Source organism: Nitrincola salilacus (assembly GCF_046271865.1).
Taxonomy (GTDB): domain Bacteria; phylum Pseudomonadota; class Gammaproteobacteria; order Pseudomonadales; family Balneatricaceae; genus Nitrincola; species Nitrincola salilacus.
In genome coordinates this window covers 2,227,390-2,246,746 of sequence record NZ_CP176580.1, presented here as the reverse complement: position 1 = coordinate 2,246,746, position 19,357 = coordinate 2,227,390, and the positions used below count along the sequence as shown (strand labels likewise).

The 19,357-nt window shown below is 51.5% G+C and carries 17 protein-coding genes; 8 read left to right on the top strand and 9 right to left on the bottom strand.

The window, feature by feature from the left end; genetic code table 11:
* Positions 1 to 75: 75 nt before the first annotated feature.
* Positions 76 to 621 carry a hypothetical protein gene (locus tag ACK3CJ_RS10680; RefSeq protein WP_409526388.1) on the top strand — a complete coding sequence of 182 codons (546 nt, stop codon included), beginning with the start codon at positions 76 to 78 and terminating at the stop codon, positions 619 to 621.
* Complete coding sequence (locus tag ACK3CJ_RS10675) at positions 622 to 1,113, top strand: hypothetical protein (protein ID WP_409526387.1); 492 nt, start codon at positions 622 to 624, stop codon at positions 1,111 to 1,113.
* A gap of 537 nt (positions 1,114 to 1,650) precedes the next feature.
* On the opposite strand, the gene ACK3CJ_RS10670 is transcribed toward ACK3CJ_RS10675, so the two are convergent.
* On the bottom strand, positions 1,651 to 2,382 hold the full coding sequence (locus ACK3CJ_RS10670; RefSeq protein ID WP_409526386.1) for a hypothetical protein: 732 nt from the start codon (positions 2,380 to 2,382) through the stop codon (positions 1,651 to 1,653).
* A gap of 400 nt (positions 2,383 to 2,782) precedes the next feature.
* On the opposite strand from ACK3CJ_RS10670, the gene ACK3CJ_RS10665 reads away from it, so the two are divergent.
* Positions 2,783 to 3,634 (top strand): YciI family protein, encoded by an 852-nt coding sequence (locus tag ACK3CJ_RS10665; RefSeq protein ID WP_409526385.1) that lies wholly within the window; start codon positions 2,783 to 2,785, stop codon positions 3,632 to 3,634.
* 89 nt (positions 3,635 to 3,723) lie between these two features.
* Complete coding sequence (locus tag ACK3CJ_RS10660; protein ID WP_409526384.1) at positions 3,724 to 4,083, top strand: YciI family protein; 360 nt, start codon at positions 3,724 to 3,726, stop codon at positions 4,081 to 4,083.
* A gap of 641 nt (positions 4,084 to 4,724) precedes the next feature.
* Here ACK3CJ_RS10660 and ACK3CJ_RS10655 read toward each other — a convergent pair.
* Positions 4,725 to 5,702, bottom strand: a complete 978-nt coding sequence (locus ACK3CJ_RS10655; RefSeq protein ID WP_409526383.1) for a carbohydrate kinase family protein — start codon at positions 5,700 to 5,702, stop codon at positions 4,725 to 4,727.
* A 182-nt stretch (positions 5,703 to 5,884) separates the two neighbouring features.
* Here ACK3CJ_RS10655 and ACK3CJ_RS10650 point away from each other — a divergent pair, with 182 nt between their 5' ends.
* Genes ACK3CJ_RS10650 through ACK3CJ_RS10640 form a run of 3 tightly spaced genes read left to right on the top strand, consistent with a single transcriptional unit; the run spans position 5,885 to position 10,240 of the window.
* Positions 5,885 to 6,622 carry a response regulator gene (locus ACK3CJ_RS10650; RefSeq protein ID WP_409526382.1) on the top strand — a complete coding sequence of 246 codons (738 nt, stop codon included), beginning with the start codon at positions 5,885 to 5,887 and terminating at the stop codon, positions 6,620 to 6,622.
* 4 nt (positions 6,623 to 6,626) lie between these two features.
* Positions 6,627 to 9,266, top strand: coding sequence for a PAS-domain containing protein (locus tag ACK3CJ_RS10645; RefSeq protein WP_409526381.1), 2,640 nt, complete (start codon positions 6,627 to 6,629; stop codon positions 9,264 to 9,266).
* Positions 9,263 to 10,240, top strand: coding sequence for an ABC transporter substrate-binding protein (locus tag ACK3CJ_RS10640; RefSeq protein ID WP_409526380.1), 978 nt, complete (start codon positions 9,263 to 9,265; stop codon positions 10,238 to 10,240). The genes ACK3CJ_RS10645 and ACK3CJ_RS10640 overlap by 4 nt, the downstream gene beginning before the upstream one ends.
* Before the next feature lie 13 nt (positions 10,241 to 10,253).
* Here the strand turns inward: ACK3CJ_RS10640 and ACK3CJ_RS10635 are convergent, their stop codons facing one another.
* The 6 genes from ACK3CJ_RS10635 to ACK3CJ_RS10610 form a co-directional block, all read right to left on the bottom strand.
* Positions 10,254 to 11,048 (bottom strand): ATP-binding cassette domain-containing protein, encoded by a 795-nt coding sequence (locus ACK3CJ_RS10635; protein WP_409526379.1) that lies wholly within the window; start codon positions 11,046 to 11,048, stop codon positions 10,254 to 10,256.
* Between the two features lie 2 nt (positions 11,049 to 11,050).
* Positions 11,051 to 12,130, bottom strand: coding sequence for an ABC transporter permease (locus ACK3CJ_RS10630; RefSeq protein ID WP_409526378.1), 1,080 nt, complete (start codon positions 12,128 to 12,130; stop codon positions 11,051 to 11,053).
* 62 nt (positions 12,131 to 12,192) lie between these two features.
* Positions 12,193 to 13,212 (bottom strand): sugar ABC transporter substrate-binding protein, encoded by a 1,020-nt coding sequence (locus ACK3CJ_RS10625; RefSeq protein ID WP_409526377.1) that lies wholly within the window; start codon positions 13,210 to 13,212, stop codon positions 12,193 to 12,195.
* A 214-nt stretch (positions 13,213 to 13,426) separates the two neighbouring features.
* Positions 13,427 to 14,332, bottom strand: a complete 906-nt coding sequence (locus ACK3CJ_RS10620; protein ID WP_409526376.1) for a DMT family transporter — start codon at positions 14,330 to 14,332, stop codon at positions 13,427 to 13,429.
* Between the two features lie 33 nt (positions 14,333 to 14,365).
* Positions 14,366 to 15,307 (bottom strand): GGDEF domain-containing protein, encoded by a 942-nt coding sequence (locus ACK3CJ_RS10615; protein ID WP_409526375.1) that lies wholly within the window; start codon positions 15,305 to 15,307, stop codon positions 14,366 to 14,368.
* Between the two features lie 83 nt (positions 15,308 to 15,390).
* Positions 15,391 to 16,806, bottom strand: a complete 1,416-nt coding sequence (locus ACK3CJ_RS10610) for a PLP-dependent aminotransferase family protein (RefSeq protein ID WP_409526374.1) — start codon at positions 16,804 to 16,806, stop codon at positions 15,391 to 15,393.
* A 95-nt stretch (positions 16,807 to 16,901) separates the two neighbouring features.
* Between ACK3CJ_RS10610 and ACK3CJ_RS10605 the strand changes: the two genes are divergently transcribed.
* Positions 16,902 to 18,290 (top strand): pyridoxal phosphate-dependent decarboxylase family protein, encoded by a 1,389-nt coding sequence (locus ACK3CJ_RS10605; protein ID WP_409526373.1) that lies wholly within the window; start codon positions 16,902 to 16,904, stop codon positions 18,288 to 18,290.
* A gap of 24 nt (positions 18,291 to 18,314) precedes the next feature.
* Here the strand turns inward: ACK3CJ_RS10605 and ACK3CJ_RS10600 are convergent, their stop codons facing one another.
* On the bottom strand, positions 18,315 to 19,271 hold the full coding sequence (locus ACK3CJ_RS10600; protein WP_409526372.1) for a succinylglutamate desuccinylase: 957 nt from the start codon (positions 19,269 to 19,271) through the stop codon (positions 18,315 to 18,317).
* Positions 19,272 to 19,357 lie beyond the last annotated feature (86 nt).

Below are 19,357 nucleotides of genomic sequence, written 5' to 3'. Positions count from 1 at the left end.
ATGATTTTATTGATAGCAATACCTTTGCTTATTGATATATAAATCAATGGAGAAAAAATTAACAAGGAAGTATTTATGCCACCCAGCTTGCCTTATCGCCTCCCTGAAAGCACCAAAGAACAAATCGCATTCTTAAAGGAAATACTAAATCTCCCTTACAATGTTTTTGATGCTTACAATAATAAGCCCGCAATTTCTGATGAAAAAGCAATACAAATTCTAACCGGCGTGGTTTTATACCACCACCTTAATAGAAGTCAGAAGCATGAGGTTATGTCACTCCTTCACAGTGAGCTCAGAGACAGACCTGCAATCAATCTTTTTATTACAAAAATCACCGACCCCATGGTGAGCTCATACTGGGGTTTATGGGCTAAATCTACTGACGAACTGCTTGCAGATTTAGAGTTCCTGGAAGCCATAAGTAGCGCACTAGCTTTCGCAGGTGCAGGAGTTACATTTGATACATTCAGGGATGTTTATAAAGCAGCTACCAAGAAAAAATCGTATAAACGTGGGCACCCTGTACTTATTGTGCTGCTATATGGTTTCTACTATAACAATGAGGGGGCCAAAAAAGCCATACAGGAGGAGTTGTATAGCCGGGCAAGGAACCATTAAATGATACTAAGCGTATCTCGTGTAACCATTTTTTTAGAGAGAAGCACTCTATTTAGGTGGTTTGAAGTTATTGCAAACATGTTTATTTTTTATTCTGGATATAGGTTTTTAGTTAATGACACTAACCTTGGACCAGGAATTAAATTCATCATCACGTCTTTAGCAATGGCTCTAGCCTTAGGTTTTTTAGCACATATAACTCAATGGGCTTCTTATATTTTTCGTGACAGAGTCGAAATTGCCAGCTTTAATAAAGGCAAACTCTGCCTATCATTAGATTTTCATGAAGAGTTTGAAACTAAAAAAATTAATGCAATAGAATTTTTTGGCCCACCTTCATTTATTATCGCCTGTTGGCCGTACACTAAATATACCATTCGACTTGTTTATGATGATAAAATTAAAGAGTTGAAAACTCGCTTCAGGCTAAAATCGATTGCAAATTTTTTTGATGATGTGAATCAGGAGCTTATTAAGGACAATAAATCTTAAATTCAATTCTCTAATTAGTTACTTTAGTACTTGATGAGCCTTTTGAAAGGGCTGAGAATACAGGCAGGGCAAACGCATGAACAATTTTCGTACAGTCAAATGAGCAACTGTGAGGAGCCGGTGACTGGAAGCTGTCGAATTTTTCTCAGGCATGAGAGCGAAGATAAGCTTCTCTAGTTTTTGCAGCTATCGGGCGTGGACCAATCATCGGCTATATTAAGATCGCCTGATACAGGCGCTCCTTTTTTTGTCGGCACTGTTTTAACCAACTATACAGACTCACTCAGAAATGATGCCTTCCTCGGAAGAAACAGACGAAACAGAACGGTTGATCGGTGACAATAACTTTCCACCACAGCCTTACGTTCATCGGAATGCCGGGGCATGCAAGCCCTCATTCTGCCCACTCAGACATTAAAATAGTCAACTAGGCTAACCAAGCGATTCATTGTAGCGGTAGTGGCCGCACAGCACATCAAATTTTCGGCGCTGGCCACAGAACAGAGTCGCATCGTGCAATAGCTCTACAAAATCATCCTAATCAGCTCGTTTTGATACGTAGTAACGGTTAAATAAATGGTTTACCTGTTTTGTGATGCCTATCATTTTTTTTGCTTCAATAGTAAATGGATCATCATCCTGCACATCAACAGGAAGCACCTCACCATATAAGATACGCAGCATTAAAGAATGATGTAACAGATCTGCCCCCTGTTCAGTGCGTATAGTGGGGTCGGCCCCATTATCAATTAATTTTTCCAAGATAAATAACGTGTCGGAATGATGTGAATATAACACATGCACCAGTGCTGTTTTTCCTTCTTCATCCGTCGTATTGATATCAATACCAGCACGGACAAATATATTAATGCATTTAACTATCTCATCAGTTGAATCCAAATATCCAAGATAGTTATAAGGAGAACCTGATTTTTTTGATGAAAGCATGATTTTATAATTTGAAAGCGTCATGAATATATCTTCATCGCATTGCTTTGCTTCATACATTAATTCGTTAACAATGGATGCTCTTACAACCTCTTCCTCTAGCCACTTGGCACCCCGATGCTGATCCAAAAAAGCATCCAACTCACCCTGTCTTCCATATTTTATGATTTTCAGCAGTACTACATGGTCATCTGAAATGCTTTTTTCATGCGAATGATTGGCACTTTCAACAGAAGGAATAAAAATAAAACTTGCAGCAAAACAAATTAATGAGATAAAAATCCATTTAAATTTTATCATATAAATTCTATAGTGAAGCATCTTTAACACCCTGATAGTTAACTTTTTAAATCTGTTAAATAGTAAAAATACAATCAACACAAACGAAGATACGCTTGATATGATTTAGACTTTAAAATTTTCAGGGAGGCGATGAGATAAACTAGACGACATAAACACTTCCTTGTTTTGAAAAATTTCAGCTTATTCTTTAAAAATATGCACAAGTGGCCCTTTCAATTTTACCACTCATCAAATACTAGCAAACGAGCTTATCGCTATCAAGCATCTTGATCCTTAGATGTTTATTTCCAAATTATAACTTGCCTGAGCACTCAGCAAAGCTGTTGAGGTGCTCTTATTTTTTTCACAGCCTGTCGATTTCCCCCTCCTCCACTCGACTAGTCCATAAACAATGACCAATCAAAGCGAGGAGAGAATCATGAAATTCATGTTGATGCGCAAAGCTGATGCCAACACCGAGCAAGGAATTATGCCTTCGGAGGAGTTGTTGGCAACCATGGTGGACTACAACGAACAGATGCTAAAGGCAGGTGTATTTGTGTCGGGAAATGGTCTGACACCCAGTAAGGAGGGTTGTCGAATCGACTTTAAAGACGGCAAACCTATGGTTATAGACGGCCCATTCACTGAAACCAAAGAGTTGCTGGCAGGCTATACAATACTGGAAGCGGACTCTCTGGAAGAGGCAATAACCTGGGCTAAACGCTGGCCCACACTGGACAGCGATGGCAATGTCACCCTTGAGCTGCGTCGATTCTACGATCTGGAAGACTTTGCACCCGGCGATGGGATCGACAGGCATCGTGCGATGGGTGAGCAACTGAGTAGAATGCCGAGCAGTATCTGTCTGCATCTGGGCTTCAATGGCCAGTGCCGAGAAGCGATGACCTACTACGCCGAACTGCTGGGTGGCAATATCGAGATGATGGCCTCCTACCGGGAAACGCCAATGGCTGACGAAATTGCCGCTGAACAATTGGACTTGATTATCCACTCACAGATCAATATCGGTGGTCGGCGGATTATGGGGGCCGATGCGCCAGCCGGATATTACAGCCCAGTACAGGGTGCCAGCGTGCAGCTGGAATATGAGAATCTTGAGCAGGCGCGGCAGATCTTCCAACAGCTGGCTGAGGGTGGCACTATCATTATGCCCTTCGAACCCACCTTCTGGGCTCAGGGATTCGGCATGCTGACCGATCGCTTCGGTATCGCATGGATGATTAACGGAGGCATGCTTGGGCAAGACACCTGCCCTGCCCAGAAATAATCTGGATGGACATGTAAGGCTGACAATCAACCAGCGACCACCAACTACAGGCAGCCACACGTAGCTATACGTAACCACAGGAGTTGACCATGAAATATCTTGCACTGGTCTATTACCAGGAGAGCATCATGAATGCCATGACTGAACAGGAGTGGCATGATCTCAATCAGAAATGTATTCAGTGTGTTGGCAGACTTACCGAGGCAGGCCACTTCATCGCAGGGCAAGCACTGCAACCGGTTGAAACCGCTACGACCGTGCGTGTTCGCAATGGAGAGACCCTGATATCCGATGGCCCCTTCGCTGAAACCAAGGAGCAGCTTGCCGGATTTTATCTGTTGGAAGCACGTGATCTGAACGAAGCGATCCAACTGGCCGAGAAGATACCACCGGCACAGCTGGGAAGCATCGAGGTTCGGCCGATCCGAGATCTGCCACCACCTGATTGATGAGGATGCAGGGTTTGATACCATCATTAAGCTAGAAGCTACGGATGATGGCAGGGGCGAGTCATACAACTCAAGTGGATGAACTCTCCCCCAAACCCTGCCAGTTTTTACAAAATTTCTTTATCTGTTTGACGACCGGTTTGAAATCCGAAGGTTAAAGATCAAAACCCCCATAAATACCAATAAAGCACCCGAGTACTGCCCGATATCATTATCCAAGGACAATGCAGAGATCAAACCAGCCGCTATATAGATGGTTGGTCGGTATTCATAAAACAGTTTATTTGATTCCTGGAACATGACCTGTCCCCTTTTGGTCACCAGACTGTGCCTGCTCATTATCTTCCTCTGACAAAATTTTCAAGTGATCACCGATTGTTCAGCTTCAGCTGCGTCCCTGCAGCACTCATCTTGTCTTGAAGTAACATAGGCTCTCGCCCTGAGCATGCGACCATCCATAGCCATCTTCTGCTTGATATAAGCTTATCGTCTGAAAAAATTATCGTATATAGGAAAAATTCCTAAATTCAAATTAATCAGCAACTTATGAGCACTGACTCGACACAGAACAAATAAAACGTCTGAATCAGGGTTAAAAGCGGGCAGCAGCAGGCAGCTGGCCCGCCCTCCAGATAGATTTATTACTTCGTAAGCAGCTCTTGAATATCTTTCAGCATCGGCAGCGAGTTGATCGCTCCTTTCTGCGTTACGGTATAGGCACCACAGGCACAGGCAATGCGCAGAGCCGGCAGCAGTGATGTCGGCTCCTGTGCCATGGATTTCAGCTCGGCAGGGCCTACCGACTGTTCCGCCAGCGCATAGAGCAGGCCTCCGACAAAAGCATCGCCCGCGGCGGTACTATCCACCATGGTAACTTTGGGTGGCACGACACTTCCTTGCCCATAAGCGCTGACATAACGCACGCCCTTACCTCCGTCGGTCACGAGAATCACACTGGGCCCCATCTCCAGCATCTTATTCAGCACGGCATCTTCATCCTGCCCGGCACAAAGATATTCCAACTCTTCCACACAGAGTTTGAGCAGATCCACCTGAGGAATGCACTGCCAGACCGCAGCAAAGGCGTCTTCATCATCCGACCAGAGGTTATGGCGCAAATTGACATCAAAACTGATCAGAAAACCCGCCTCACGCGCTTTGGCAATACCGGCCAGCGTAGTCTCGCGTATAGCAGATTCGGTCAGAGTGTTGGAGCAGAAGTGAAAGATACCGGGCTCTGTGAACCAGGCATCATCAAAGTGTTCTTCACGAAACAGGAGATCAGCCGACGGCGAACGGTAAAACTCAAAACTGCGCTCACCTGTGGCGTCCAGCGAAACAAAAGCCAGCGCTGTTTTGGCCTCACGGGTCTGCAGCATGCAGCTGGTATCCACACCTGAAGCAGCCAATGTTTCGACCAGAAAATCACCGAACATATCCTTGCCGACCATGCCGGCAAAGTAACTGCGACCGCCAAGCTTGCCCACCGCGGCTGCCACATTGGCCGGTGCTCCGCCCGGAAACTTGATAAACGCTTCATGCTCATCGCCTGCGTCCTGACTGAACGAGGTTGACAGCATATCGATCAAGGCTTCTCCGAACGCAATCACTTTTTTCATCTACAGCTCCATACTGAGTTTTTGTTATAAGAAGACGTATTATCAGAACACAAGCAAAACCGCATTCAAACACAGTTGTTTTAATAACGCATGTATTGATTCTCCCTCTTTTGTAATAATTGAAATAATTTCCCTGCTCAGATGTGTTATTCAGGTAGGTAATAATAAGAGGTAACAACAGCATGAGCGAAAACATACGACAGCGACTGCTTGTCGTGGATGACGAAGCCCCCATGCGTGAACTGCTGCAGGACCTGCTTGAATCAGGCGGCTATGAGGTGATCACGGTGGCCAATGGTGAAGGGATGCGCCTTGCCCTGCAGGAACACGCCTGTTCGCTGGTCATACTGGATCTACGTTTGCGTGGCGAAGATGGTATGCAACTGGCCAGAGAGATACGAACCCAGTCTAGCATCCCCATCATGATGTTGACCGGCAAGGGGGATGAAACCGATCGTATTCTGGGGCTTGAGCTGGCGGCAGATGATTTTCTGATGAAGCCCTTCAACAACCGCGAGCTGCTGGCCCGTGTGCGTGCCATGCTCAGACGCACCACCGAGCTGAGCACCCCTATGGTGCGCAAGGAGGATCGCTACAGCCATGAGCGTCTGAGCTTTGATGGCTGGGTGATGGATCTGACCAGTCGTGAGCTGCTACGTCCCGATGGTTCATCGGAAACACTCACCCATGGAGAATTCGTATTACTCGAGGCGTTGGTCAAATCCCCCAACCGTGCATTCAGTCGTGATCAGTTGCTTGAAGCCACTCGTGGTTACAATACGGATGTGTTTGATCGCACGATTGATGTACTGATACTGAGACTGCGACGCAAGATTGAACCCAACCCCAGGCAACCCAGATATATCCGCACCGAACGTGGGATTGGCTATATCTTCAGTGCCACCGTAATGCAGTGCTGACCCGATGAGCCGCTTGCGCTGGCGCAACCCCTTTCACGGCATGCGGGCACGCACCCGTCTGATGCTGGCCTTCACCATTCTGGCTGGCTCCTCCATCATGCTGGCACTGGTTGGCTGGACCGGCCTGAGCAACACGGATACTGCGCTGAATGAGTTTGAACAGCAGGCGCTGCCGGATATTCTGCGCTCACTGGCGCTGGCTGAGCGAACCGCCAACCTGGCAGCGGTTGCCCCTTACGTTGCCAACACCAGCAGCCCATCGATGCTCAATGAACTGAACCTGTCGCTGAAGGAAAGAATCGACAATGTACTGACGATCGCCCGTGATATACCCGAACTCGACAACGCTGCACCGGGCCTTTCCGCCCTGCTGAGTCAGTTGGAAATCACCATCACCGAGTTGACCGGGCTGACTCATGAGCACCTGCTGCTGCGTGAAGATATACGTCAGCTTGAGTACCGACTAGGCCTACTTCGCGGAAAGTTGTACCAACACGAGCAGAATACAGACGCCCATGTCTGGCTGTCCTCTTTTCTGATACTGCTTGATCAGCTCAGCACTGCCCTGCATCTGGAGGATAGCCGTCAGATAACTCAGTTGCAGCAGCAGTTTACCCTGGCTTTGAATGAATCCGACAGCCTGATTCATCGCTACCCACAGATCGCTGCCTTCCAGCATGAGCTTCAATCTCTGGGGACTTCTGATCTCAACCTGTTTGAACAGCGCCGCCAACAGCTACAACTGCAACAACGGCGCGCGTTTCTACTGACATCGACACGAGCCGTGTCTGAGCAGCTCAGCACCGAGGTCAAACAGTTCGTTGATCAGGTTCAACAGCGTATCACCCACCAGGGTCAACGCATGGGAGTGGTCGTTAACTCGGGAAAAACCGGCATTCTGATGATCGCCCTGCTCTGCTTTGCCGCGGCGGTTGGCGGCATCTGGGTGGTCCGTGAGTTGACTCGAAGCCTGGGCGAAGTGACTTCCGTGATGAGTCGTCTTGCCGCTGGCGATCGTGAGCGCCAGACACCGGCGGTAGAGCGCCTGGATGAGATCGGTGAGCTGGCCAGAGCTTTTGAAGTGTTCCGGGAAAACGCCTTGGCGATAGATCAGATGAGCCAACACCTGAAAGAGCAGTCACGCTTGCTGGAGACCATCTTTGACAACATCAACGACGGGCTCAGTGTTTTCGATAGCCAGAACCGTCTGGTAGCGTGGAACCCTCAATATGCCGACATACTTGAACTACCGGTTGATAAGCTGCACTCGGGGCTCCCGATAGAAACCATCTACACACTGCTGTCACAGGAAGCGCAGGAAGGCTGGGCGCTTGATGGCATGATGCTGGACCGGGACGAAGTCAACCAGCTACGTAAACAACGGGCACAGCGCTTTGAGCGCCACTTCCCCGGTGGGAGGGTCGTTGAGTTTCGCAGCAACCCCATGCCAGACGGCGGCTTTGTTACCCTCTACAGCGACCTGACCGAGCGTAAAACCATCGAAGCACAGCTACGCCAGTCACAAAAGATGGAGGTATTGGGGCAATTGACAGGCGGTGTCGCACACGACTTCAACAATCTGCTGACTGCGATTTTCGGCAATCTGCAACTACTGGAAGAGCAACTCAGCCCGGATGCCAGAGAGCGCAGATTTGCTGGCCGTGCACTGGCCGCCGCTGAGCGAGGACGCCTGCTCACGCAACGCCTGCTCGCATTCTCACGCAAGCAGCACCTTCAACCGGAAGAAGTTGAGGTCGATGGACTGATCGAAGGGATGCTGGACTTGATAGAGTACAGTGTCGGTGATCAGATCGAGATCCGACTGGATCTGCAAGCAACCCACTGGCTCGTATCCGTTGATCCGAGTCAGTTGGAGAACGCCCTGCTCAACCTTGCTATCAACAGTAGTGCCGCCATGCAGGGCAAAGGCATTCTGACATTTACAACCCGTTTCCGAGCGCAACAATCACTGAATGGTGAGCAGCAGGATCTGATCTGCATCAGTGTAGCCGATACCGGTTGCGGCATCCCGGAGCCATTGATACGTCGTGTATTCGAGCCTTTCTTCACTACCAAGGAGATCGGTGAAGGCAGTGGTTTGGGATTGAGCATGGTCTATGGTTTCGTCAAGCAGTCGGATGGGGATATACAGGTCTGGAGCGAAGTCGGTCGTGGCACCCGGATCGACATACTCCTGCCTCGCCAGTTGGCCCGAGTACCTGAGACAGCACCCCTGCCACAACCACTCCCCCTGCAAGGGCGTGGACAACATCTGCTGGTGGTGGAAGATGATCGGCAGGTGGCCGAAGCAACCACCGCGATGCTGACCACGCTCAATTATCAGATATCGACTGTGCATTCAGCCGCAGACGCGCTGGCTCTGCTCGCAGAAACAGATGACATCGCGCTTGTGTTCACTGATATCAACCTTGGCAGCAGCATAGATGGACTTCAACTCGGCAAGCAAATTCTTGCTCGCTGGCCCGAGCTGCCACTGCTGTACACCTCCGGATTACCCCAATACCAGCAACCAGACATTCACAGCGCCGATATCACATTGCTGCCCAAACCCTATACACGGGAAACGCTGTCACAAGCAGTTGCGATCCTGCTGCAGCCATCACCCAAGGAGTCACCGGAATGATCCTCCCCTACACCCGACAGCGGTTCAGTGCCAAGGCTTTGGTGCTATCTCTTTTATTGTCTTCTACTCTGGCACTGAGCGCTCAGGCGTTGGCCGATCAAGCAACCTCTCCAGAGCGACAGCTCACTATAGGCGTCTCCGTATCGGACCTTGGCAACCCCTATTTTTCACGCCTTGTTCAGGGGGCTGAGCGCAAGGCAGCCGAACTGACCGGAGGACAGGCACAGGTTTTGCTCGTCTCCAGCGCTTATGATGTTCAGAGGCAGACACAGCAACTGGATCTGTTCATTCAACAGGAGGTCGATATGATCCTGCTGTCGGCGGCGGCCTATGATGCTTTCGATGCAGTGATCGCGCGCGCGCAGGCAGCCGGTATCAAAGTGCTGGCTGTTGATGTCAGGGCGAGAGGTGCGGATGCAACTGTCACGACCGACAATCTACAAGCCGGGCATATTGCCTGTGACTATCTGGCCCGCCAGCTGCAAGGCAGCGGCGAAGTGGTGATACTGAACGGACCACCGGTTTCCTCGATTATTGAGAGGGTTCAAGGTTGTCGGGAGGCGCTGGAAGCGTATTCTGACATCACGCTGCTATCCAGTGATCGTAACAGCGGTGGAAGCCTTGAAGGAGGTGTGGAAGCGATGACTCATCTGTTGCTGGAGCATCCGCAGATTAAAGGAGTGTTTGCGATCAATGACCCTGCCGCCCTCGGCGCCGAGATGGCAGGACAGCTCGCAAATCGCAAAGATTTTATGATTGTCAGTGTTGACGGCGCGCCGGCAGCAGTGGAGAGGATTCGAGATCCAGATGCCTTGCTGCGTGCAACCGCCACGCAATCACCGGCACAAATGGCAGAACTGGCGGTCGAAATCGGCTATCAGTTACTGCAGGGGGAGCAGCCTGATCAGACTGAACATCTGCTCCCCGCTACACTGATCACTTCGGAAAATGCCAACCAGACCGACGGCTGGTAAAGAGCGGCCGCAATCAAGCCGCAAATGCACCCGCTTGGTGCTCATCAGGCGCCATCGCACCCGTCATGATCGCCACCGCCTCCGACATGGTATGCGTATCCGGCTTGATCACGGCGATGCGCTGGCCCAGCCGATGGATATGGATGCGATCAGCCACCTCAAACACATGCGGCATGTTATGACTGATCAAGATCACCGACAGTCCTTTATCACGGACATCTCTTATCAGGTTCAATACGCGACGTGACTCCTTCACCCCCAGTGCGGCGGTCGGCTCATCCATGATCACAACATGTCGGGCAAAGGCTGCCGAACGAGCCACAGCCACCCCCTGTCGCTGTCCACCGGAGAGCGTTTCCACTGCCTGATTGATATTCTGGATCGTCAACAGTCCCAGCTCGCTGAGTTTCTGCCTGGCTTCATCATGCATCGCCTTGCGATCCAGCATTCTGAACACACTACCCAGAATTCCGGGTCGACGTTTTTCACGACCAAGATAAAGGTTATCGGCAATATTCAATGAGGGCGATACTGCCAGATTCTGATAGACCGTTTCGATACCGGCGTTTCTAGCATCCATCGGGCTGCGAAAGGAGATCGGCACACCATCGAGCAGTATTTCACCGGCATCCGGCACCAGGGCCCCGGAAAGTGCCTTGATCAATGAAGACTTACCAGCGCCGTTGTCGCCGATAACTGCCAGAATCTCGCCCTGATGCAGTTCCAGATCCGCACCATCCAGCGCAGTGACATGACCATAGCGTTTAACAAGCTTGCGTGCTTCAAGCACCATTTTCTGATTGTTCATGATCACACCTTCCGTATCCATTGATCCATTCCAACCGCAACGATGATCAACACCCCGATAGTGAACTCCTGCCAGAGCACATCAACACCGGCCAGTGCCAGCCCATTACGGAACACGCCCACAATGAGCGCGCCGATCAAGGTTCCGAAAATTGCGCCACGCCCACCAAATAGGCTGCAACCTCCAATCACTACGGCTGTGATACTGTCAAGGTTTGCCATCATACCCGCCTGAGGGCTCACCGAACCGATTCGGCCGATCAATGCCCAGGCACCAATGGCACAGATAAATCCTGCAGCGACATAGACTGAGAGTAAAACTCTGTCGGTACGAATACCAGCCAGACGCGCCGCTGCCGGATCGTCCCCTGTGGCATAAACATGACGACCCCAGGCGGTCCAGTTCAGCGCATACCAGACAATAAAAAACAGCGCCAGCATCAGCAATGATCCATAGCTGAGTTTGGCGCCAAACAGCTCAACGGTTTTCCCTGTCCAATGCAGCAGAGGTGCCGCCTGCTCGATCGCTTGTGAACGGATCGTCTCACTTTTGGAATACCAGAGATTCAGTGCAAAGAAGATATTCCAAGTGCCCAGGGTGACAATGAAAGGCGGCAGGCGAAAGCGTGTAACCAACTGACCATTGATAAACCCGGCCAGCGCCCCCACCAACAGACCAATTGCCAGGGCTGCGCTGGGTGGCAGCCCTACCTCAACGGCCATACGCCCCATCACGACTGATGTCAGCACCATGATGGCACCGACCGACAGATCAATACCCGCCGTGAGTATGATCAGCGTCTGGGCAATCCCCAGAATACCGATGATAGTCACCTGTTGCAGGATTAACGACATGTTGAAAGGTTGCAGGAAGCGATCCCCGACAATCATGCTGAATGTAAGAACGGCGAGCAGCAGAACGATGGTAGGCGCGGCCATGGGATGGCTGTGAAAAAAGCGATGCAACCTATCCTTGAGTGCGACTTTCTCCACCTCAAAGGAAGCGAAATTGCCACCAGCGGCAGCTGCAACCAATTCATGATCCGCTGCCTGTGATGTTTTTAAAGTATCAGGCTGTGACATGAGATTCTCCGGATTAACTCAGTGAGGCGGAGACAAGCGCTCCGCCCGTGACTATGGCGGGCTTAACCCCAGCACAGATCCATGCCTTCCTTAGCCGATTTTGAATCAAGACCTGTCAGCGGCTGATCAGTGATCAGTTCCACCCCGGTATTCACAAAATCCAGCCCTTCAGAGGCATTCGGTTTATTGCCTGTTTTGGCAAATTCATAAACGGCCTCAACGCCCATCGCCGCCATACGCAGCGGAAACTGCATGGAGGTCGCACCGATCACACCATCGCCGACATTCGAAACACCCGGGCAACCACCATCGACCGACACGACCAATACATCTTCGGTACGCCCTGCTGATTTAAGCGCCTCATAGGCACCGGCAGCCGCAGGTTCATTAATGGTATAAACCACATTGATACCAGGTTCACGCTGCAGCAGATTTTCCATGGCAGTACGACCACCCTCTTCTGCGCCCTGAGTCACATCCTGGCCGACGATACGTGAATCGGTTTCATCGCCGATGCGGCTGGGATCGAACACCTCAATGCCAAAGCCCTCCAGGAATCCCTGATTACGCGCAACATCAACCGTGATCATGCTGCTGTTCAGGTTCAGCATCGCAATTTTGGCATCAGCTGCTTTATCCCCTAACTGCTCAGCGGCCCACATCCCGATCAATACACCTGCCTTGTAGTTATCGGTTGCGAAAGTGGCATCCGCCGCATTGGCAGGGCTCAGCGGTGTATCCAGTGCAATCACCAGCAAACCAGCTTCACGTGCACGCTCTATCGCTGGCACCACAGCCACAGGATCACTTGGAGCAATCAGGATGCCCTTGGCACCGGATGCAATCAGGTTTTCAATCGCTTGAACCTGAGATTCATTGTCGCCATCAAAGCGGCCGGAAAAAGTACGCAGATCAACCCCCATTTCATCTGCCTTCTGCTGAGCACCCTCACGCATTTTGACAAAGAAGGGATTGGTGTTGGTTTTGGTGATCAGCCCGACAACTACCTTATCGGCCATGGTCAATGGAGAGATCAGTGATGCGGAAACAGCCAGGGCCAGTAGGCCAGCTTTGAATTTCATGAGAATACTCCCGTTATTATTTTTGTCGATGGATCAATCGTCTGATGACGCTCAAAGCAGCCGGGAGGTCAGTTATCTGACACGTTGCCCAGCTGATGAGTCTGATTAGAATCCAGCCGCATTAACGGGAAATTTTGTTGTTACAAAGGTTCGTTAATAATTGAAACAATCCCACCGGCACAGCAGCCAGCAGGAGTTGAAAAGGAGATTGATATTACTTTTCAGCAGTACGTGGCAGACTGACAGGAGAGCTTATCACCTGTCTGGATGCACGTCGGGCCTGGCGCGTGACATAGATGGACGACAGAACAATCAGCAATCCACCCGCGATGGTTGCAGGGCCCGGCACCTCAGACAGCACCAGAGCAGCCAGCAGTGTGGCATAGAACACCTGCAGCGCCAGAATAAACGACGCACTGGTCGCATTGATACTGCGCAAGCCATGCGCAATAAGACTGTGTGGAACTGCCGTGAAAACCGAGCTCAGTAACAGAATCAGCAACCAGGTATTGAGCGACAGCTCAGCCACGGTCGGGCCCAGAAACGGCAGAAAAACCAGTGCCGTGATCACACATTGATAGAACATGGTAACAGGGCCGGAAACCCCCATCAGCTTGCGTCTTTGCAAAATATTACGTGCCGAGTAAAGGATGGCGGATAACACCCCAAGCGTCAGCCCCAGCACTACATTACCGGCAATACTGCCCTCAAGCCCGATCAAGCCAACACCCGCCAATACAACCAGACTCATGGCCAGACTGTGCTTATCGGGTCGTTTGAGATCCATCAGCGGTTCCATCAATGCCGTGATCACGGGAAAGGTGAACAAAGCAATCACACCAACCGCCACACTCGATACCTGCATGGCATAGAAATAAGTCAGCCAATGAAAAGCAAACAGCAGACCACCCACCCCCATCATGAGATAATGGCTTCGTGATTCCAGCCGGAAAGAGCGACGTGTCGTCAATAACAGCAGCGCCAACAACAGGGTTGCCAGCACACCGCGAAGCGCTGTGATATCCAGCGCAGGTAACGGGATCAGTTTGGAAAAAAGTGCAGTACCGCCCAGCAAAAGGGCTGCAAAATGCAGCCCGAACAGATCCGATTTACTCGTCATTATCAATTATCACCTGAAACATTCAGCAAGTGATCACGCACCTGCCATAATGCGGTTACGGCCTTCCTGCTTGGCCTGATACAGCATCTTATCCACTTTTTCGATAAAAGGTGTGGCCTCGTCGCTGCGCGAAGGCTGAATGCTACCCACTCCCAGACTGATCGTCAAAACATGACTGACATCCGATTGTGCATGCTCTATTTGCGCTTTGAAAATCAACTGCCGACAGCGCTCGGCAACTTTTCGGGCCGCATCTCTATCCGTCTCGGGCAAAATCAGCACAAACTCTTCTCCGCCGTAACGTGCCAGAAAATCGCGAGAACGTGTTGCCCCGGAGCTGAGCAGACGGGCTACCTCCTTGAGGCATTCATCACCCTGGATATGGCCATAATGATCGTTGTACTGTTTGAAGTAATCGATATCAAACATGATCAAAGATAACGGCTGCTGTGTGCGCTGCGCGTTCAACCACTCCACCGCCATCACTGAGTCAAACATGCGACGATTGGCAACGCCGGTCAGACCATCCTTGAAAGAGAACTCTTCCAGTTCCTTCTGCAACAACATCAGTTTCTGCTCTGCTTTCTTGCGCTCACTGATATCAAACATGAAGCCGACCAGAGAATCGACTTCGCCACTCTCCTTGCGAACCACATGCACCACATCCCTGATCCAGACATAGTCACCCTCACGGGTCAGTGCACGGTAATCCGCCTCGTGATCGGTACCCGCCTGCGATTGTGCCACACAGAAGTTAACCACCCACTCCCGATCCTCCGGGTGCATACGCGCAGCCCAATCCTCAACACTGATCCAACTGTCGGGTGTCCAACCCAACAGCTGCTCTATCTGTGGACCTATATAAGCAAATTTCATGCTGCTCCAATCAATTTTCCACGGAATCGCCTTGGTAGACTCAAGCAGCGTCTTGTATACGGCGTAGTCCGGTACCTGTACTTCCGGAACATCACTCATTGCACATAGCTCCCATCTGACATCAAAAATGAGTTACTTCATCAGTAAATATAATATTAGCATCTACCGTTAGACTTGGGTTATTAAACCTTGAGAAGCAGTCGAACCGATTTCGCAAATATCGTCACCGCTCGCTCCAGCTCATCACTCCAGGGATTCCCGGCATTCAGACGTATAGCATTGGCATAAAGGCTGCGCGCGCTGAACACAGCCCCCGGCACCAGATTGATCCCCTGCTCTTTCATCACCTGATACAGCTGTAAACCGTCGCAGGCTTCAGGCAATTGAATCCAGATGGCATAACCACCATCTGGTCTGGCCAGCCTGCCATGTTCTCCCAGGTGGTGCTCCAGACTACCACACAAGCTGCTGACCTGATCTGCAAGCTGCAACCTCAGTCGATTCAGATGACGACGGTACTCGCCAGAGAGCATAAAATCCGCCAACGCCAACTGCAAAGGTGTGTTCACGGCAAGGCGTCTGGCCAGCATCGCCTGCCTCACCTCCCGATGAAAACGACCGCTGGCGCACCAGCCGATACGATAGCCCGGCGCCAACGTTTTGGACACCGAGCCACACCAGATCACCCAGCCACTCTGACTCCAGGATCTGAGCGGCAAGGGTCGTTGCCGTGTATACCCACACTCCCCGAATACGTCATCCTCGATCACCGGGCATTGATAGCGCTCGGCCATCTCCGCCAAACGCTGTTTATCGGTGGCGCTCAGGCAATACCCCAAGGGGTTTTGAAAAGAGGTGCTGACCAGGCAGGCACTGATCGATTTATCAGCCATCAACTGCTCCAGCCGATCCAGATCAAAGCCAGAGGATGTCGAGGGTATCTCTGCTACACGCCTTCCCATGCTGGCCAGCAGCTGCAACTGGCCACTGTAACAGGGTGACGGCAATGCAAGGGTATCACCCGGTTGCGTGACGGCGCTGACTGCCAGGCTCAGTGCCTCCATGCAACCGTTGGTGATGATCAGATCCTGCTGTGAACAGCTGATACCATCTTCCTGAAAGTGCGCGCTCAATGCCTGCAAAAGCAGCGGTTCCCCCGCAGACTGACTGTACGCCAATGCACGCCCCTGCGCGCGGCGGTTGGCGCGGATCAGACTGCGCTGCAGCGCCTGGATAGGAATCAGCGAAGGTGCGAGCTGAACCGTCCCCAACTGCACACGTCGCTCGTCAATGGCTGACTGGTGTATCTCGGCAATCAATGCCAGATTGTCGATCTGGTGACTGGCAGGATCAAACACAGGAAACTCAGGCTGAGGCAGACTCAGTGGACGCTCGCGGACATAAAAACCCGACTGCGCACGACTCATCAGGTAGCCCTGCGCCTCAAGCAGTTCATAACAACGCTTCACCGTCGTGATACTGACACCGCGTTGTCGGCTCATGACACGGATTGAGGGCAGTCTTTGCCCCTGCTGCAATCGACCGGACTGCACCTCCTGCATCAGGGTATCGGCCAACTCACGGTAACGAAATGCCATATTGTGCTCTTTTTTATATCAAAAATTGAATCTGTATTCTTTTTTCTACCGGAGGATACTAGGCAGAGTCAACACACTTTTTCTGGAGGATGTTCATGAGCCGCCTGACCGATGATTTTCAACAACTCGACCAACTCTCCACACACGTGGCAGACTGGTGCCAGAGCTTTCTGCAATCGCTGCCGGATCGCAAGGTTGCCATACTGGGCGACCCAACACTGACAGATGACCCACTGGACAATCCACTGGAGAATACAGGGATCGGGGCCTCAGCAGCATTTGAGCAGTTTACCCGGCATATTGCCCCTCTGCTCAGTGCATCGGCGGGCCCGCGCTATATGGGATTTGTAACCGGCGGTACCACACCGGCGGCCATGCTGGCCGACTGGATCGTTGCCACGGCTGATCAGAATGTTTCCTCGCCCGGCGACTCCATCAGCACCGCCGTCGAACTGCAGGTGATGCAGTGGCTGCGATCACTTTTTCACCTGCCGGAGCACTTCGAAGGGCTGCTGACCACCGGTGCGACTGCATCCAATCTGCTCGGCATATTGTGCGGCCGTCAATATGCCGGTCTGCAGCAGGGTATCGATATCGCCCGGCAGGGGCTGGCACAGGCACAGATAGAGGTTTTTTCCGCCACACCCCATGCCAGCTCGGTCAAATCCCTGAGTCTGGCTGGTCTTGGCCGTGAACAGCTGACACAGATAAATTGCCTGCCCGATACGGAAGCGATGGATGTAACCTCACTCAAGACTGCCCTGGAAGCGAGCAAAAGCCCCGGTAAAATTGTACTGGCGAGTGCTGGCACCGTCACAGGTACAGACTTCGACGATCTGGAGGCGGTCGCAGCACTTTGCAAAACACATAATGCCTGGTTGCATGTTGATGGAGCCTTTGGCCTCTTCTCGCGCCTGCTGCCTGAGCGTCGCCATCTGAGCAAAGGCATAGAACTGGCCGACTCCATCACCAGCGACGGACACAAATGGCTGAATGTGCCCTACGACTGCGGCATTTTCTATACGCGGCACACCCATTTGCTGCAGCAGACCTGCTCCGTCGCAGCCCCCTATCTGGCAACTGGCGTGGCAACACAATCATTGATGGATTGGGGTATTGAAAACTCTCGCCGTTTCAGAGCACTGCCGGTCTGGATGAGCCTCAAGGCTTATGGCCGAGATGGTTATCAGGCGCTGGTTGAGGAAAACTGCAGACAAGCATCCTGCCTGGCCGACTGGATTGAGGCATCACCCGACTACGAGCTACTGGCTCCCTGCAAATTGAATGTGGTGATCTTCAAACCCAGGGTGGATGATGCCGAGGTAGGTCGGGTTCTGCAGCGTATCAATGAAAGCGGCAAGGTATTCATGACCCCGGGCGTCTGGCAGGGCCACAAGGGCATCCGAGCCGCCTTCAGTAACTGGCGCACTACTCAGGAGGATATGGAGATCATCTTCAGTGTGCTGAAAAGAGTCATGCACTGATCAAGTGATTTGAATCCACTTTCATTACCCGACGGGTCGAATCACCAATGCTACGCGATGACCAACCGGCACGTCGGGATTCAGGAACAGAAGTGAGTCGCCGTCGCGTTCAACGAACCATTTGCGCTCGCCGCTGTGAGCGATCAAGGTGCCGGCAGACAATTCACGGAAGTTAACGAAGCCATCAAGCGCGACATCAAACTCGCCCTCGGGCCGGATGATCTCGCCGATCACCTCAAAATGCTGCGGGCGATGTGGTGCCTGACTCTCCTCACCGCTGGCCAGACGATCCAGCGCTCTGGTCATCGGTAGAAAGCGATCGATCGGCTCATTCAGTGAACTGACCTGGCCCAGTTCCAGCGTGGCGCTCTGATAGCCCTGTGAGGCGGTAAAGCTGGCAAAGGTTGATGCAACGGAGCGGTTCTGCACCCAGGCATCCACTTCAAACTGTGCAAACCAGTGCTGCAGCAGGCTCAGATCGCGCCCCTCGCAGAGACCAGGTACCAGCGCAAAGCGATCCTGCTGAGAGGCCTTGATGGTTGAGTGGAGATCCAGGTGCATACCTGTAGGATAGCGGTCGATGAATGCTCTGACCTCGGCCATCAGCATGCGAGTACGTTCACGCTCGGGTTGATTACCTCGCGCTGCCGAATCCGAAAACAGGCGGTTCATGTTCTCTTCGACGAAACGTTCACCATGAATCACAGCCGCGGGGTTTCCTAACAGAATCAGCAGCGGTCGGCGGATCAGCAGATCGCGCTGAGTCAGAGATTCCAGCCAGTAATCTATCAGGCGGATTGGTACAGTCTCATTGCCATGCACACCCACACTGAGGATCATCGCAGGCAAGCCCGTACCCTGCTCCGGCTCAATGCTGATCACGCCTGATTCAGGCCAGTGAAATCTGGCACCGGCAATAATGCGATCAGCTGGCAGAGTGGAAGCCTTGAGGCTGGTTTCAAGAAAGGCGATGGCTGACACGGATAATCCTTCTGAAAAAAGTAGCACTAAATCAGTACTGAAAATGTTTCTGACTGGCCACTATAACGATAAGCCAGTGTGCTGTT